17 protein-coding genes are annotated in these 16,003 nt (G+C 44.6%); 1 reads left to right on the top strand and 16 read right to left on the bottom strand.

Going from position 1 to position 16,003, the window contains the following annotated elements; all coding sequences use genetic code 11:
* Window positions 1–160: 160 nt before the first annotated feature.
* From dnaB to rpe, 13 genes are all read right to left on the bottom strand, one after another.
* Complete coding sequence (gene dnaB, locus ACMXYW_RS03025; RefSeq protein ID WP_415888067.1) at window positions 161–1,555, bottom strand: replicative DNA helicase; 1,395 nt, start codon at window positions 1,553–1,555, stop codon at window positions 161–163.
* 92 nt (window positions 1,556–1,647) lie between these two features.
* The gene (gene rplI, locus ACMXYW_RS03020) at window positions 1,648–2,094 is read right to left on the bottom strand and encodes a 50S ribosomal protein L9 (RefSeq protein ID WP_415905178.1); all 447 of its coding nucleotides are present in this window, start codon (window positions 2,092–2,094) and stop codon (window positions 1,648–1,650) included.
* 37 nt (window positions 2,095–2,131) lie between these two features.
* On the bottom strand, window positions 2,132–2,986 hold the full coding sequence (locus ACMXYW_RS03015; RefSeq protein WP_415905177.1) for a hypothetical protein: 855 nt from the start codon (window positions 2,984–2,986) through the stop codon (window positions 2,132–2,134).
* Between the two features lie 18 nt (window positions 2,987–3,004).
* The gene (rpsR, locus tag ACMXYW_RS03010; RefSeq protein ID WP_007020960.1) at window positions 3,005–3,232 is read right to left on the bottom strand and encodes a 30S ribosomal protein S18; all 228 of its coding nucleotides are present in this window, start codon (window positions 3,230–3,232) and stop codon (window positions 3,005–3,007) included.
* A 23-nt stretch (window positions 3,233–3,255) separates the two neighbouring features.
* On the bottom strand, window positions 3,256–3,675 hold the full coding sequence (gene rpsF, locus ACMXYW_RS03005) for a 30S ribosomal protein S6 (protein ID WP_415883523.1): 420 nt from the start codon (window positions 3,673–3,675) through the stop codon (window positions 3,256–3,258).
* Window positions 3,676–3,824: 149 nt separating this feature from the next.
* The gene (locus ACMXYW_RS03000; protein ID WP_415905176.1) at window positions 3,825–5,462 is read right to left on the bottom strand and encodes a cache domain-containing protein; all 1,638 of its coding nucleotides are present in this window, start codon (window positions 5,460–5,462) and stop codon (window positions 3,825–3,827) included.
* Between the two features lie 221 nt (window positions 5,463–5,683).
* Complete coding sequence (locus tag ACMXYW_RS02995) at window positions 5,684–6,091, bottom strand: OsmC family protein (protein WP_415888066.1); 408 nt, start codon at window positions 6,089–6,091, stop codon at window positions 5,684–5,686.
* A gap of 18 nt (window positions 6,092–6,109) precedes the next feature.
* Window positions 6,110–6,919, bottom strand: a complete 810-nt coding sequence (trpC, locus tag ACMXYW_RS02990; protein WP_415905175.1) for an indole-3-glycerol phosphate synthase TrpC — start codon at window positions 6,917–6,919, stop codon at window positions 6,110–6,112.
* A gap of 3 nt (window positions 6,920–6,922) precedes the next feature.
* A complete protein-coding gene (gene trpD, locus ACMXYW_RS02985) occupies window positions 6,923–7,945 on the bottom strand; it encodes an anthranilate phosphoribosyltransferase (RefSeq protein WP_415905174.1) in 1,023 nt (340 codons plus the stop codon).
* 18 nt (window positions 7,946–7,963) lie between these two features.
* Window positions 7,964–8,557 carry an aminodeoxychorismate/anthranilate synthase component II gene (locus tag ACMXYW_RS02980; protein ID WP_415883519.1) on the bottom strand — a complete coding sequence of 198 codons (594 nt, stop codon included), beginning with the start codon at window positions 8,555–8,557 and terminating at the stop codon, window positions 7,964–7,966.
* 46 nt (window positions 8,558–8,603) lie between these two features.
* Window positions 8,604–10,088 carry an anthranilate synthase component I gene (gene trpE / locus ACMXYW_RS02975; RefSeq protein ID WP_415905173.1) on the bottom strand — a complete coding sequence of 495 codons (1,485 nt, stop codon included), beginning with the start codon at window positions 10,086–10,088 and terminating at the stop codon, window positions 8,604–8,606.
* A gap of 649 nt (window positions 10,089–10,737) precedes the next feature.
* A complete protein-coding gene (locus ACMXYW_RS02970) occupies window positions 10,738–11,412 on the bottom strand; it encodes a phosphoglycolate phosphatase (RefSeq protein WP_415897538.1) in 675 nt (224 codons plus the stop codon).
* Complete coding sequence (rpe, locus tag ACMXYW_RS02965; protein WP_415883506.1) at window positions 11,412–12,089, bottom strand: ribulose-phosphate 3-epimerase; 678 nt, start codon at window positions 12,087–12,089, stop codon at window positions 11,412–11,414. Before rpe ends, ACMXYW_RS02970 begins: the two co-directional genes overlap by 1 nt.
* A gap of 88 nt (window positions 12,090–12,177) precedes the next feature.
* On the opposite strand from rpe, the gene ACMXYW_RS02960 reads away from it, so the two are divergent.
* A complete protein-coding gene (locus ACMXYW_RS02960) occupies window positions 12,178–13,314 on the top strand; it encodes a DUF3530 family protein (RefSeq protein ID WP_415905172.1) in 1,137 nt (378 codons plus the stop codon).
* A 9-nt stretch (window positions 13,315–13,323) separates the two neighbouring features.
* On the opposite strand, the gene djlA is transcribed toward ACMXYW_RS02960, so the two are convergent.
* The 3 genes from djlA to ACMXYW_RS02945 are packed head-to-tail and all read right to left on the bottom strand — an operon-like array spanning window position 13,324 to window position 15,870.
* Window positions 13,324–14,145, bottom strand: coding sequence for a co-chaperone DjlA (gene djlA, locus ACMXYW_RS02955; protein WP_415905171.1), 822 nt, complete (start codon window positions 14,143–14,145; stop codon window positions 13,324–13,326).
* Window positions 14,135–14,821 carry an N-acetylmuramate alpha-1-phosphate uridylyltransferase MurU gene (gene murU, locus ACMXYW_RS02950; protein ID WP_415905170.1) on the bottom strand — a complete coding sequence of 229 codons (687 nt, stop codon included), beginning with the start codon at window positions 14,819–14,821 and terminating at the stop codon, window positions 14,135–14,137. Before murU ends, djlA begins: the two co-directional genes overlap by 11 nt.
* Window positions 14,818–15,870 (bottom strand): aminoglycoside phosphotransferase family protein, encoded by a 1,053-nt coding sequence (locus tag ACMXYW_RS02945; RefSeq protein WP_415905169.1) that lies wholly within the window; start codon window positions 15,868–15,870, stop codon window positions 14,818–14,820. Before ACMXYW_RS02945 ends, murU begins: the two co-directional genes overlap by 4 nt.
* Between the last annotated feature and the right edge of the window lie 133 nt (window positions 15,871–16,003).

Below are 16,003 nucleotides of genomic sequence, written 5' to 3'. Positions count from 1 at the left end.
CAGTGCGCTGCAGAACCCTATCTTTAGCCCTTTAATGACGTAAAACTATCAAACTTTCCTACTTAATCCACACCTCGAACAACAGGGTTAGATTAAGCATCTGATATTTAACTAAAAATCAGAGTAACAATTCTAGGCACTATATCAACCCCCAATACCTTTAATCGTCCATGCCTGCATATTGCGCATAGACATCAGGAGCAAGGTTTTCAAACTTAGTATACTTACCAATAAAGGCTAGACGACTCGTACCGATTGGGCCATTACGCTGCTTACCTATGATGATTTCAGCCACACCCTTGTGCTCTGAATCTTCGTTATATACTTCATCACGATAGATAAACATAATCACGTCAGCATCCTGCTCAATCGCACCCGATTCACGCAAATCTGAGTTTACAGGACGCTTATTAGGACGCTGCTCAAGCGTACGGTTAAGCTGAGACAAAGCAACAACTGGACATTCAAGCTCTTTCGCAATCGCCTTCAAAGAACGAGATATTTCAGAAATTTCTTGGGTACGACTCTCAATACCTGGGGTCTTCATCTGCATTAGCTGCAGATAGTCGATCATGATCAACGATAATGGACCGTGCTCGCGTACGATACGTCGTGCTCGGGTACGCAATTCATTAGGACTGATACCCGCCTGATCATCGATAAACAACGGCTTATCACGCATCATATTGACAGCTGTTGTAAGCTTGGGCCAATCCTCTTCTTCTAATGCACCCGTACGTACACGCGTCTGATCGATACGCCCTAAAGAAGACAACATACGCGTCATCAACTGTTCTGCAGGCATCTCCAAACTAAATACCAAAACCGGCTTATTACTCGCCATTAAGGCATTTTCCACTAGGTTCATGGCAAACGTGGTTTTACCCATCGATGGACGCGCAGCAACAATAATTAGGTCGGAAGGCTGAAGGCCTGCCGTTTTGGCATCAAGATCATCAAATCCGGTAGTTACACCGGTCATATCCCCATCACTGTTAAATAGGGTATCAATTCGATCTACTGCTTTTTTCAGCAGTTCATTAACGCCTTCAGGGCCACCTTGATTAGGGCGATCTTCCGCAATTTGGAAGATCTTTTGCTCCGCGGAGTTCAGTATCTCTTCGGACGTTTTACCATCCGGATTAAATGCGTCATCAGCAATTTCATTGGCTGCCGAGATCATTTGACGCAAGAGAGAACGGTCGCGAACAATTTCAGAATAAGCACGGATATTAGACGCACTTGGCGTGTTCTTAGCAAGCTCGATCAAATAATCCAGCCCGCCCGCACCTTCTAGATCGCCGGTACGATCCAACTCTTCAGATAAAGTAACAACATCAATCGGATTACCATCGTTAACAAGCTTACGCATCGTACGATAGATTTTTCGATGTTCCTGACGATAGAAGTTATCATCTAAGACCACCTCAGATACGGTATCCCAAGCATTGTTATCCAGCATCAAACCACCCAGTACTGATTGTTCTGCTTCCATCGAATGGGGAGGCACTTTGATCCTTGCTAGATCTTCATCCGTTAGTTCACTTTTTTCCATCATTTACAACAGCCTAAAAAACAAAAAAGCACCGCATGGAAAATCCACGCAGTGCTTTATAGTACAGTACAGTACGGCTTAGCTAAAGACGATTACTCGCCTACAACAGCTAGCTTAACTGTAGCAGTAACTTCTGGGTGTAGTTGAATAGCGATGTCGAATTCACCGATAGCGCGCAGAGCACCTTCAGGTAGACGAACTTCGCTCTTATCAACTTCTGCACCAGCAGCAGTTACAGCGTCAGCGATATCACGAGTACCGATAGAACCGAACAGTTTACCTTCGTCACCACACTTAGCAGTGATAGTAACTTCTTTCTCGTTCAGTGCTTCAGCACGTGTAGTAGCAGCAGCTAGTTTTTCAGCAGCTGCAGCTTCTAGCTCAGCACGACGCTCTTCAAACTTAGCAACGTTAGCTTCAGTTGCAGGAACAGCTTTGCCCTGCGGTACTAGGTAGTTACGACCGAAACCGCTTTTTACGGAAACTTTGTCACCGAGGTTACCTAGCTTACCAATTTTCTCGAGCAGAATAACTTCCATCTCGTAAACCTCTTTTGTTCTGCAAAGAATTGCAGTCCTAATTCTTAACTGGAATTCGCGCCCTGATATCGACAAAACTATCAATAGCAGCTGCAAATACCAGCAGCGTAATCACATACGGTCCCATAAAGAAGGCTGCAACATAAAAGACAACCAACCAAGACCTTCCTAAATCACGTTTAGCCAAACTGCCATGCACCAATGCGATACCCGCAATGATCCAAGGTAGCAGCAACAGTGGTAACCAGCGCAACGACTCCAGATCTAACTGGTAGCAAACTAACGATGCCGCAATTAACACTCCTGTGTACAGCTGAGGTAGTCTCAACACATGAAACTCTCGCTGAAAACCGCTTGGGTTGTATAACCCAGCTTGCCAAGAGCGCGCCAGCATTACACTGACAAGCATCATTACCGTATGCACTGATGTTAATCCGCCCAACATGAGCTGCCTTAGCTGCTCAGGATCAAGCTTAACCTCTTGGTTAGCTTGACTAGCTGACTGCACTAAAAACTCATCTAACCGTTTAATTACTTCATCGAGATAGCTGCTAAGCATTATATCCATGCCTACGCTCGCTATAGCTCCTACAGGAAGTGCAATCATCAGCACTTTTGCCCAAGAAACTGTCTCTCTCAAAGTAATTGCAAGGATATAAGTTCCTACAATTACAGCCAGTGGTGTCGGATCAGACACACTGTATGCCCAGACCCCAGCAGGCAACAAAGCCCAAACCAGTAATCCGGTGCCTTCACTTCGGCCTTTACGTAAAGTAACCAAAGCTACAGCAGCTGCACTTACCCAATATAGTAATGGCAGCAAGGCGGCGATAACCGCCACAAAAGCCGCTTGTTTACGGCCTTTCATGACCAATTCGGCCAAGGCACGCATAGCGACTCTCCTACCTAATTACTGATGGCTATCAGTGTAAGGTAGTAGCGCTACGAAACGAGCACGCTTGATAGCAGTAGCCAGCTGACGCTGGTAACGCGCTTTAGTACCTGTAATACGGCTAGGTACGATTTTGCCAGTTTCGGTGATGTAACCTTTTAGCGTGTCCAGATCTTTGTAATCGATCTCTTGAACACCTTCAGCCGTAAAACGGCAGAACTTACGACGGCGGAAAAAACGAGCCATTGTATCTCTCCTCAGAAATTAAATTACTCAGCAGCTTCTTCAGAAGCTTCCGCAGCAGGTGCTGCTTCTTCAGCTGGCTTTTCAGCAGGCTTTTCTTCACGGCGAGGCTTACGCTCTTCGCGAGATTCAGCAGCTTTGATTGGAGAGATCTCAGTGATCGCTTCTTTACGACGGATAACCATGTTACGCAGAACAGCATCGTTGTAACGGAATAGGTTTTCCAGCTCGTCTAGAGTTTCCTGACCACATTCGATGTTCATCAGGACATAGTGTGCTTTATGAGCATTGTTGATTGGGTAAGCCAACTGACGGCGACCCCAGTCTTCTAGACGATGAATTGTGCCTTCTGCACCTTCAATTAGAGAGGTGTAACGCTCAACCATCGCAGAAACCTGCTCACTCTGGTTCGGGTGAACCAGAAATACGATTTCATAATGACGCATTTTAGCTCCTTTCGGGTTAATAGCCCCCTGACCACACCATGTGGTAGGCAGCAAGGAGATTGGAAATAGTTCTCCAAAGGACGCGTAATTCTACGCACCTAACAAGAGCTATGCAAGGAAAAGACTAGTAAGAGAGGTATTTAGAAACATCAACTCACTTGATGCATCGACACATATGCGCCCAGTTTCTCACCGGAGGTATCGAATAGCGGCTGACCACTAACATAAACACGTTTAGGCTCGCTCGTATTTGAAACAATAACGATCTCTAGATTTGAGATATGCTCACCGTTTAACGCCCTAAATATTGGCCATTGCGATTTATCCAGCTGAGTTACACCATCCGCCGCAAATAGCTTAAAGGGAGCATCTTCAAAGCGCTCAAGATGAGCACCTTCGGCCAAGCCCCTAAGCTGATTTACCACACGGTTTGAATAAACAAAACGCCCCTCAACATCACAAACCACAACACCACTATCAATATTGGCCAATACCGCCTCCATAAAGTGTGCCTGTTGAGTCAGACGTTTTCTCAAAGCTTCACTTTTTTGCTGATTGTCTTTTAGGAAACTAACCAAACCTTTAAAAGCATGAGTCGTGTCAGAGATATCATGAAATATACTGGCGCCTGCATCGATATTCACCTCCAGCTGCCCCTTTTTAACCGACTCAACACTCTGCTGTAATCTAACAATCGGACGCGACAATGAACGCGCAAACCAGATACCAACAATCAAACTTACTAGAGTTATCCCTCCAGCGACAATAAAGTTAAATTTCTGATTTGCTTTAATTTCTGTGAGAAAGTCATCTTCAGGTACATATAGACCTAATAGCCAAGGCCAGTTATCTGAAAACGGTGTAAATACCGCGTGGTATTTTTTCCCTTCGTGCGTATAGCTAGTATTTACTGCTGTATTCAATACATACCAACCCGGAGCACGTTCGAGTGAATCAACCGCTGCGCGAGTTGCCTTATTACTCAGCTCACCAACCTTCAACAGACGTTTAACCTCTTCATTCTGAGCATAAGTACCCTGAAGGTTACGGTGCGCAATCACATCGCCGTTATTATTCATAATCAACGCGGAAGCATGCTCACTTAATTCGAGGTAGCCCAAAAAATCTGATAAAGCTGATAGGTCGATATCTACTCCGACAACGCCGATGAGCTCGCTATTCTTAGTGAATACTGGACTAGCTACGGTAATTCCCGGTGTTTGGGAGGTAAAAAACAGATAGGGGTCCGTCCAAGTTTGCTGCCTTTCGCCTAAGGCTTTCGTAAACCACGGTCGCGTTCTTGGATCATAAGAATCAAATGGATCTTCAGCTGTTTTCACCAGCTCTTGATCTTGACCAAACCAACGATTAACGACTGTTCTTTCCCCAGCCTCTTCATTGATACGCTTAATTTGGTATGGGCTTATTTCGGAGCTTCTACGTACAAAATAGAAATCCCCATCGAGGTTACCGTAATAGATACCTGCAATATGAGGGAACAACATAAGCTGTTCGAAGAAATACTGCTCCATCTCATCGGGGCGCTCTTCGCTTACTACTTCGTTCCGAGCCAAGCTCTGAGTCAAACTAACAGCGGAACGAGCAGGCGAAAGAAATTCTTCAGAATGCTGGATAACTTCGCGCGATAGGTTACGCATTAATTTTTGAGCATGACCTATTAGGACCTGCTCAGTGGTGATGTAGGACGAGGCCAAAATCACACAGACCGTTACGATCTGCAGCGTCACTATACCTATAGCCAGCGTTTTAGATATCGATAAGCGCATCGCCCCACCAAATCCCCTAGATCTTACCTATACAAGCCCTTTTAGGAGATAAAAATCAAACCCTACATCCATCGAAAAGGGGCACAATAACCTTAAAAAACAAGCAACTAACTAAATAACATTGCAACTAATATAGCGGATAAATAGTGAGACTCCAGTAAAAAATAAAAAAGGGCCACTAAAAAGCAGCCCTTTATCAGGAAAATCACTCAAAAATGAGATTATTCTACTTCAACAATCTCATAGCTGTGGGTGATTTCAACACCACCTCGTTCAAGCATCAACGATGCAGAGCAGTATTGTTCAGCCGACAACTTTACAGCACGCTCAACTTTTTTCTCGCTCAGGCCACGGCCACTGACTACAAATTTTATATGAATCTTAGTAAAGACTGCTGGAACTTCGTCAGCACGCTCAGACTCAATTTCTGCGACACAATCAACGACATCTTGACGCGTCTTTTTCAAAATACCCACAACATCGTAGCTAGTACAGCCACCTAGACCCAGAAGCATAAGCTCCATAGGGCGCGGCCCCTGCTTCAGCTCGCCATCGATCATTAGATCAAAGCCAGAACCGGTTGTGCCTTGAAAACGCACATCACCATCCCATTTAACCTTGGCACTCATACTCATAAAGCTACAACCTTACTCAAACAATTCTTTTAATTTCTGGCCTGGATTTTCCGCACGCATAAACGCCTCACCTACTAAGAAGCTATGAACGTTATGTTCGCGCATTGCCTGAACATCTTCGCGACTATGGATACCACTTTCAGTAACGACAATTCGATCTTCTGAAATAGAGCTCAGCAAATCATAGGTATTATTTAACGTCACCTCAAAGGTATGCAGATTTCGGTTATTAATACCAACCAACTTATTATTTAGCGGAAGAGAACGCTCTAATTCATCAGCACCATGAACTTCAATTAAGACATCCATTCCCAACTCTAGCGCCAGACCATTCAAATCAGCCATTTGCTGATCTTCTAAAGCGGATACAATCAATAGAATGCAGTCAGCGCCAATAGCACGCGCTTCATAAACTTGGTATGGGTCGACAATAAAGTCTTTACGGATAACCGGCAAAGAACAGGCTGCACGTGCCTGTATCAGATACTCTTCGCTACCGTGGAAATAATCTTTATCCGTCAAAACCGACAAACAACTTGCACCACCCAACTCATAAGATTTAGCAATATCAGCTGGCACAAACGGATCTCTCAACAATCCTTTAGACGGACTATGCTTCTTAGCTTCAGCAATCACAGCAGAACGCCCTTCAGCAATCGCTTTTTCCATATTTGCAACAAAACCACGTGGATCGAAATCACTCCCCTTTTGATCTTCAATACGTGCTTTAAGATCAGCAATAGAAACTTTTGGCTGTCGCTCTGCAACTTCTTGCGCTTTACGGGCAAGAATTTTCTTTAAAATCGTTGGTGTATCTGACATCTCTTAACCCTTAAACGTCTGACTAAAGTCAGCCAATTCTTTAACTTTAGATGCAGCCGCACCACTCAAAATCGTCTCTTTAGCCAACGCCACGCCCTCTTTAAGGCTTGCAGCCTGATCCGAAACATAGAGAGCCGCGCCAGCATTGATAGCAATCATATCTACCGCTTTAGCATGCTCACCAGCAAAAGCCGCTTGAATCATCTCCAAACTTTCAGCAGAGCTGTTTACCTGCAAACCTTCTAGCGTTTGCTTGCTAAGCCCAGCATCCTCAGCGGTCAAAGTATACTCACTCACTTCACCGTCTTTTAGTTCAGCCACATAAGTATCACCAGCCAAACTAATTTCATCCAAACCTTCTGCCGCGTGTACAACCATCGCATGAACTGCACCTAATGCCTGCAAAGCCTCAGCCAGAGGGCGACAAAGTGTTTTATCAAATACACCCAACAAGTAATGCTTAACACCTGCGGGGTTAGTCAAAGGCCCCAAGATATTGAATAAGGTTCTTAGAGACATCTCTTTACGAGGACCAATTGCATACTTCATTGCACTGTGATGCTGAGGAGCAAACATAAAGCCCAAACCGATCTTCTCAATACATTGTGCAATCTCGTCAGGGTTAAGCTCTAAATTAATGCCCGCAGTTTCTAACAAGTCAGCAGAACCAGAGCTGGAAGAGACAGAGCGATTACCGTGTTTAGCAACATGACCACCAGCGGCAGCGACAACAAAAGAACAAGCACTAGAAACGTTAAACAGATTCGCGCCATCACCACCAGTGCCAACGATATCAACGGCGTTAGGCACATTAATATCCACAGGCGTTGCTAGTGATCGCATTGCATCAGCAGCGCCAGTTATTTCATTTACTGTTTCGCCTTTCATACGCAAAGCGATCAATAAACCACCGATCTGTGCATCAGTCGCTTGTCCTGTCATGATCTGATTCATCACAGCACGCATATCTTCTTGGCAAAGGTCTTGACGATCCACAACCAAAGCTAATGCTTGTTTAATATCCATTGATTATCCTTAGTAATTTCAAGCTGCAGGCTTAGTGCGTTTCAAGAAGTTAGCCAATAAATCATGGCCTTGCTCCGTCAAAATAGATTCAGGGTGAAACTGGACTCCCTCAATATCTAGAGTCTTATGTCTAACACCCATAATCTCATCGAGATTACCCTGCTCATCTTGAGTCCAAGAGGTCACTTCCAAGCAATCCGGAAGCGTATTTTGATCAATTACAAGCGAGTGGTAGCGAGTCACTTCTACAGGTTGTGCTAGCCCTTCAAATACACCGGCGTCTATGTGATGAACAGGAGAAGTTTTACCGTGCATCACCTGCTTAGCTCGCACTATATCGCCACCAAAAGCCTGACCAATACTCTGATGACCTAAACAGATCCCGAGAATTGGCAACTTACCTGCAAAGTGTTCAATTGCGGCTACAGAGACACCCGCTTCATTCGGGGTGCATGGGCCTGGAGAGATGACAAGATGATCCGGATTCAGCGCTTCGATCTCTTCAATCGTAATTTCATCATTACGATAAACACGCACATCAGCGCCAAGCTCACCCAGATACTGAACTACGTTGTATGTAAACGAATCGTAGTTATCGATCATTAATAACATTATTCAGCCCCTAATAAGATGAAATTAGCTGATTGATTTTGCAATATCATAGATTATCCAAGCCTCGCTCAACCATAGCAACCGCACTGAAGACTGCACGGCCCTTATTCATGGTTTCTTTCCACTCCAAACGTGGTACAGAATCAGCTACAACACCTGCACCCGCTTGAATATGCAGCACTTCATCTTTAATAACAGCTGTGCGAATTGCTATCGCTGTGTCCATATTACCATTCCAAGAAAGATAACCTACCGCACCACCATAGACGCCGCGCTTCACTGGCTCCATTTCATCGATAATTTCCATCGCCCGTACTTTAGGTGCTCCACTTAAGGTACCTGCTGGTAGAGTTGCACGCAGCACATCCATCGCAGAAACATCGGGCTTAAGCTTGCCGTTCACATTCGAAACGATGTGCATAACATGGGAATAGCGCTCAATAACCATCTTATCAGTTAACTCAACCCCACCAACTTCAGCCACACGGCCAACATCGTTACGACCCAGATCAATCAGCATCAAGTGCTCTGCGATCTCTTTCGGATCTGCCAGCAACTCTTTCTCCATCGCTAGATCTTCTTCTGGCGTCAGACCACGCTTACGCGTGCCGGCTATTGGACGAACACTTACCTGATTATCTTCTACACGCGCTAATATTTCAGGAGAGGAGCCAACCACATGAAAATCATCAAGATTGAGCACATACATGTAAGGGGAAGGGTTAAGGCAGCGTAGCGCTCGGTATAAATCTAGCGACTTGCTTTTAAATGGAATCGACATGCGCTGAGAAATAACGCATTGCATGATATCGCCATCAAGCACGTATTCTTTGATTTTATCCACAGAATCTTTAAAAGCCTGCTCACCATAGCTCGACTTAAATTCTGTTTCCGATACTTCACGTTGCTGTTCTGCCGGAGTTGCTTCATAAGGCGTAGCTGTATGAAGCTTCTCCACCAACTGATCAAGACGCGCCTGCGCTTTTTCATAAGCTTGATCTTCAGCTGGATCTGCATGTGAGATTAAGATCAACTTGCCTGCTAGGTTGTCAAACACAACAACTTCATCAGACACCATCAACAAAATATCAGGTGTACCCAACAGATCTTCAGGGCAGCTATCTTTTAAGCGCTTCTCAACATAACGTACGCAATCATAACCAAAGTATCCGACCAGACCGCCATTAAAACGCGGCATCCCTTCTAACTGCGGTACGCGGTAGCGTGCTTGAAATGTCTCTACAAAATCCAAAGGATCAGACATCTTCAGCTCTTCTATAACCTTACCATCTTCTGTAATTGAGATTTTTTCGCCATGTACTTTCAAAATCGTCCGGCAAGGCAAACCGATAATGGAGTAACGCCCCCATTTCTCACCACCTTCAACAGATTCTAAAAGGTAGCTATACGCCGTATTAGCCAGTTTTTTGTAGGTAGACAAAGGCGTATCCAGATCGGCTAAAACTTCACGTGTAACGGGAATGCGGTTGTAATTCTGCGCGGCTAGTTCCGCAAATAATTCAGGAGTCATGTCTCTATCTCATAATGCCAAAAACGATAACAAGGGCGATCTGAGCAGACACTAAATAAAAGAAGGGACCAACTTTATGAACTAACGCATTAGAAGGAAAAGCAGCGAGATCTATCTATGCGCCAAAAACCAACCCTAACAGTGCCTGCTGATTAAAAAATCAGGCACGCCATCGCCATCGTTCACCCGCGTACGGGAGACGATCTTTTTCAGCATTATTTTTCACGGTCGCTGTAGCAAATAGCATCACGGCAGGTTTAATTAAATTTATGAATAGCCAAAAGATATAGCAGCACCCTACTTGAATCAACTACCACCGCCTACTATTCATACATTAATTGAGGACTTTTGCTGTTTTTAATCCCAAAGAACAACGCAAAATGCAATCAAATAGAAGAACCACAAAAGGTATAAACCTTCGCTACGAAAAAAGACAGACCAAAAAAAACCCCGACAAGCGGGGTATACAAGTGCTGTGATAAGAATCAGCCAAGTCAGAAAAGCGACTTGGCGGTACAAGCCATTGATAAATGGGGAATGACCTGTGAGCTTCTACAAGAGTAAATTCAGCCCTGAAATATAAAAAATCGATTTTATTTAAATAAAAGATCGTTTTTTACGAAGATTAAATTTCGCAAGCTCAAGATTCTTAGAATAGATGATCTAAACGCCCGACAATTTTATCGGGATTTGAAAGAGCAATATCTTCACCATGATTGTATCCGTATGGCACGCACACCACTGGACAACCAGCTGCTCGCGCCGCCGCTACATCATTCACTGAATCCCCTACCATTAAGGTATTTTGGGGTTCGGCATCGCAACGTTTCATCGCTTCTTGCAAAGGCATTGGGTGAGGCTTTCGCTCAGACAGACTGTCTCCACCCAAAACCACCTCAAAGAAATCACTAATCCCAAAGCCTTCCAACATACTATGAGTAAACGAGATTGGCTTGTTAGTAACTACGCCGAGCTTAACCCCGCGCTCACGCATCCGTTCTAGACACTCAAGCACACCTGGGTACAACTCACTCAGATCAGAAGTAGATTCAGCATAAAACGCAAGAAAAAGCTCATAAGCCTTATCAAATAGGGATTCGTCCACGCCTTCGCCCGCCATATCGCCAGCCAAGGAACGACGCACTAAGACTGCTGCACCATTACCTACCCACTGCCCAACTTTGTCGATACCCGCAGGCACTCTCTCTATGGCGACAAGCATTCGATCAATTGCCTGAGCTAAATCAGGCACGCTATGAACTAGCGTACCATCTAGATCAAACAGAACGAGTTTTGGGTTTTGCCCTTCAAACAGCTCTTGCATTAAGCAATCTTCGCTTTAGCCAATTCAGCTCTCATTTGAGCAATAGTCGCAGCGTAGTCATCTGTATTGAAGATAGCAGAACCAGCCACAAACGTATCAGCACCCGCTTCTGCAATTTCACGAATATTACCAATACCTACACCGCCATCGATCTCCAAGCGGATATCACGCCCGCTCTGATTAATCATCTCGCGAGCCTGACGCAGTTTATCCAAAGTACCTGGAATGAATTTCTGACCACCAAAACCTGGATTCACAGACATCAATAGCACCATATCCACTTTATCCATTACATATTCCAAGTGACTTAATGGTGTTGCAGGATTGAAAACCAAACCGGATTTACAACCGCCGTCTTTAATCATCTGCAAAGAACGATCGATATGTTCAGAACCTTCTGGATGGAAAGTAATGTAGCTGGCACCGGCCTCAATAAAATCGCCGATAATACGATCAACAGGCTTAACCATCAGATGCACATCAATTGGTGCCTCAATACCATGTTTTCTCAGCGCACTACACACCATTGGGCCAATCGTTAAATTTGGCACATAGTGATTATCCATCACATCAAAGTGCACATAATCTGCGCCTGCTGCCAAAACATTTTCAACTTCTTCGCCTAAACGCGCAAAGTCGGCAGATAGAATCGATGGTGCAATCTTGAAATCAGACATGGATATTTTCCAGTTACAAATAATTTAGGCATATTTTAGCGGAGCAGACATCTTGCTGTCAGCCTGCTTCTTACTCATAATCGTTCAAATGAAATTATATTCTCTTCTCCTTAGTCTTAGTTTGATTTCCTCTACCGCCATATCCGCCGATGAGGAAGCAAACGCAGATACTGAAAAAACAGCCAGTGCGGCGCAACCATCAGTACCTTCTGTCGAAAGAACTGAACCCAGTAGAGAAAAGAATCTTCGCCAAGCACTCTCATCACACCCTGACCCCAGCACCCAGGTACTGCAGCTCGATACAGGAAAAGATGGGGAACAATTACTTGGTTACTATTTAACTGAAGGCAGCGGAATACCACAGGGTGGCGTCATCATATTCCCGGATGAACTCACCCATATGGACTGGCCAGATAATCTAAACAAAATCCGCACAGGCCTAGCTAATCATGGCTGGTATACATTAGCGGTATTTTTACCCCAACCAGCTCAAACCCCTCTGCCAAAACGTACACTACCGGTTTTGTCGGCTATAAAACCAACTCAGAGTTCAGACAACTCCCAAGACAGCTCAACAGAGCCTGCAGAAGCCCAAGAAGAAACCATAACAGAAAACACCGAAACACCTCCTGACACGGCAACAAACCAACAGGAAAATGCCGCTAACGCGCCTGCAGCGGCAGAGCAAGAACCGGAAGAAAAGAAAGAGCATTACCAAGAGATCGTAACCCGTCTTGGCAACACTGCATTTGAACACCTCAAAAAAGAGAAAGGCGTCGATAGAGTCCTTGTTTTAGGAGCCGGCACAGGTGCCACATGGGCTGCACAATACGTTCAAAAGCACCAAGAACAGCAAAACCTTCGTTTAGTTCTCTTAGACGCACGAGACTCTAAAACAGAGAACGCTCCTCGACTGCTAGAAATCTTACCCGAGATAAAAACCACCATAATCGACCTACACCATTCTGCGCGTAGATCGACAAATACAAATCACAGTGAAAACACGCCAGAACGAAGATTGCGATTAGCGCGACATAACCGCATGAACAATTTCCACCAAAGCCGCCTACCGCAGGCTAATGACAATTGGAAAAAAGACAACTCCTGGCTGTTCAAACATGTTCGCGGCATGATCAACACCTACATTATAAAAGCAGAACAACAAAGCCGAAGTATAGATATTCCTTCCGAAGAGCAAAGCAACAAAGAAAAAGCCCCGGGCTAAAAAACGCGCTTATTTTCGTGCTGCCTTTATTCGCTCATAGGCAGCCTGAATTTCTTGGGATTTCTCTTTGGCCAATTCGATCATCTCTTCTGGCAAACCCTTAGAAACCAACTTATCTGGATGATGTTGACTCATCTGCCGGCGATAAGCTTTTTTCACTTCAGCATCAGATGCGCTTTCATCCACACCTAAAACCGCATAAGCATCTTTCAACAGCACTGCAGCATCAACACCAGCCTGACCATGTCGATAAAAATCTCGCTGCGCTTTGACGCGAGCGATCACCTCTTCAACACTATCCGCACCAAATTCCAGTAGATGACAGAGCTCTTCGATAATTTTTAGTTCTGGCGCGCTTACTTCACCATCCGCCATCGCGGCCTGCAATTGAATTTCAATAAACATCAATTTGACCGTAGGTCGGTGACGCAAAAGGATCGCAAGCGGCTTTACTGTTTTACTAAATTCAAAGTCTTCACTTTTCCCCTGAGTAAAAAGATCAATCGCCTCGCGCTTACGCTCATCGGTTAAGCGCATTTGGGTCATTACATTTCGCGCAAATTGAATCTCATCTTCTGTGACACGCCCATCTGCTTTCGCAATACGCCCCATAACGGAAAACGTTGCTTTAAAGAAAGCCTCTTGAGGATTAACTGCAGCAACCGCTTTGGTAAGCGCTCTACTTATCAAGTAACCGACAAACCCACCAAATATCAGCCCCCAGAAGCCACCAGAGAACAAACCTACCGCTGCACCCAGTAATATAGAAGTAGAATACCGCTTAACGCCTGATCCTAATTGCGCGCCCGCCTCTTGTGCATCAAAGGCCATTAATTTGATTCCCCAAAACTAATCTATTTATCTCATCTAATCTTTCAGGTGTACCGATATCTGCCCAAAAACCCTCGAACAACTCACCTGAAACCTTCCCTTCGGCCATTTGCTCTCTGAGTAACGGTGCCAATGGGGCTTTCTCATCTAACGCGATACCTTCAAACATCTCAATAGATAAGCGACTAATTCCACTGAAGGTATAACCTATTTTATCATCACTATTCACATATCCCTGCTGCAACCCAAAATCACCATTAGGGTTATGCTCTGGATTCGGCACCAATACTAGATGAGACTCATCAGAATCAGTCAACAACGCCTCAAATGGGTAATTTGTAAAGACATCACCATTAACCAGCAAGAACTGTTTTTCTCCACCAGCTGCCAACAACGACAATGCCTTACGAATACCGCCCGCCGTTTCTAAAGGCTCAGTTTCAGCAGAATATTGGATTGAAACGCCGTATTTAGAGCCATCCCCTAAATACTCCTCTATTTGAACACCAAGCCAAGCATGATTAATCACTATTTCTTTAATGCCAGCGCGCACCAAACGCTCAATGTGATATTCAATCAAAGCTCGGTCGGCGACTTTTAAGAGCGGCTTAGGCGTTTTCAGCGTTAAAGGACGCATTCTGGTACCTAAGCCGGCGGCTAAGATCATCGCCTTCATGACACAATCCAATTATCCAAAACCGTGTCAGAAAAATGTTCACTGTTACGCATCGCTGGCAGCAATTCCGATACCATCCATCCCGCAACCGGCTTTAACTCCTCAACTTTAGCGGCCACGGTAATAAGATAATTCAAGGTTCTAGGTATATCAGCTAAATAACCAGACTTGCCATCACGTATGTGTAAACGCGCAAAAATCCCTATAGCTTTAAGGTGACGCTGAGCACCCATCAGATCAAACCAACGCTTAAAATAAACACTATCAGGCATATTTTGACCGTTAGCGATCAAATCCTGCCTGTATCCCTCGACCCAGCCATAGACCTTTTCATCCGGCCAATCGATATAGCAGTCTCGTAACAAAGACACTAAATCGTATGTAACAGGCCCCTCAACTGCATCCTGAAAATCGATAATCCCTGGTGCCAAATCCTTGCGATACATAATATTTCGCGAATGATAATCTCGATGAACGAAAACTTTCGGCTGTTCTAAGGCGGAATCAATCAGATAGTCAAATAGAAAAGATACTAAGCGCTGCGCCTCATCATTCAACTTTTTGCCCAGTAATTTTTCCACAAACCATTCTCGAAACAACCCAACTTCTCGACGAAGTAGCGCTTCATCATACAAAGGTAACTCTTTACCCCGAGCAGGCTGGCAGCCCTGCATCAACAACAAGGTCTTTAAAGCTTCGTCATACAAACCATCAACACTTTCATCTGAAAGCTGATCTAGATAAAGATCATCACCAAAATCACCAAGAAGCATAAAGCCTTTAGACAGATCATGATTGTGAATATGCGGCACAGAAACACCCGTTCGTTCCAATGCAGTCGCCACCTCTATAAATGGACGACTGTCTTCTTTTTCTGGCGGGGCATCCACAGCTATCCAAGTATTTTCACCGGATATTGCTCGAAAATAACGCCGAAAGCTGGCATCACCTGATACAGTTTCGAGCTGCCAATTTTGACTATCAAACCCCGAAAATCCTGGCAAAATTTCCAACAACCACTCTTTTAAATCTGTATACCTCAGATCCATCTAAATACGCCCCACAAACCATCTACATGCTGTAACAAGCTATTATGACACCCAGATAACCCAAAAAGGTAGCGGGGATCATTAATTCATTCGCTAATCATTAATTCTTAACTCTCAACAAAAACCCGGCAGA

The sequence above is a fragment of the Neptuniibacter sp. QD48_55 genome (genome assembly GCF_047778115.1).
Classification (GTDB): Bacteria; Pseudomonadota; Gammaproteobacteria; order Pseudomonadales; family Balneatricaceae; genus Neptuniibacter.
The sequence above is the reverse complement of the archived record's forward strand: the minus strand, read 5'-3'. Positions and strand labels throughout refer to the sequence as shown.

Excerpts from the sequence above, each read along its gene's own strand:
- dnaB (WP_415888067.1), bottom strand. The coding sequence starts at position 1,555 with ATGGAAAAAAGTGAACTAACGGATGAAGATCTAGCAAGGATCAAAGTG.
- rplI (WP_415905178.1), bottom strand. The coding sequence starts at position 2,094 with ATGGAAGTTATTCTGCTCGAGAAAATTGGTAAGCTAGGTAACCTCGGT.
- ACMXYW_RS03015 (WP_415905177.1), bottom strand. The coding sequence starts at position 2,986 with ATGCGTGCCTTGGCCGAATTGGTCATGAAAGGCCGTAAACAAGCGGCT.
- rpsR (WP_007020960.1), bottom strand. The coding sequence starts at position 3,232 with ATGGCTCGTTTTTTCCGCCGTCGTAAGTTCTGCCGTTTTACGGCTGAA.
- rpsF (WP_415883523.1), bottom strand. The coding sequence starts at position 3,675 with ATGCGTCATTATGAAATCGTATTTCTGGTTCACCCGAACCAGAGTGAG.
- ACMXYW_RS03000 (WP_415905176.1), bottom strand. The coding sequence starts at position 5,462 with ATGCGCTTATCGATATCTAAAACGCTGGCTATAGGTATAGTGACGCTG.
- ACMXYW_RS02995 (WP_415888066.1), bottom strand. The coding sequence starts at position 6,091 with ATGAGTGCCAAGGTTAAATGGGATGGTGATGTGCGTTTTCAAGGCACA.
- trpC (WP_415905175.1), bottom strand. The coding sequence starts at position 6,919 with ATGTCAGATACACCAACGATTTTAAAGAAAATTCTTGCCCGTAAAGCG.
- trpD (WP_415905174.1), bottom strand. The coding sequence starts at position 7,945 with ATGGATATTAAACAAGCATTAGCTTTGGTTGTGGATCGTCAAGACCTT.
- ACMXYW_RS02980 (WP_415883519.1), bottom strand. The coding sequence starts at position 8,557 with ATGTTATTAATGATCGATAACTACGATTCGTTTACATACAACGTAGTT.
- trpE (WP_415905173.1), bottom strand. The coding sequence starts at position 10,088 with ATGACTCCTGAATTATTTGCGGAACTAGCCGCGCAGAATTACAACCGC.
- ACMXYW_RS02970 (WP_415897538.1), bottom strand. The coding sequence starts at position 11,412 with ATGCAAGAGCTGTTTGAAGGGCAAAACCCAAAACTCGTTCTGTTTGAT.
- rpe (WP_415883506.1), bottom strand. The coding sequence starts at position 12,089 with ATGTCTGATTTCAAGATTGCACCATCGATTCTATCTGCCGACTTTGCG.
- ACMXYW_RS02960 (WP_415905172.1), top strand. The coding sequence starts at position 12,178 with ATGAAATTATATTCTCTTCTCCTTAGTCTTAGTTTGATTTCCTCTACC.
- djlA (WP_415905171.1), bottom strand. The coding sequence starts at position 14,145 with ATGGCCTTTGATGCACAAGAGGCGGGCGCGCAATTAGGATCAGGCGTT.
- murU (WP_415905170.1), bottom strand. The coding sequence starts at position 14,821 with ATGAAGGCGATGATCTTAGCCGCCGGCTTAGGTACCAGAATGCGTCCT.
- ACMXYW_RS02945 (WP_415905169.1), bottom strand. The coding sequence starts at position 15,870 with ATGGATCTGAGGTATACAGATTTAAAAGAGTGGTTGTTGGAAATTTTG.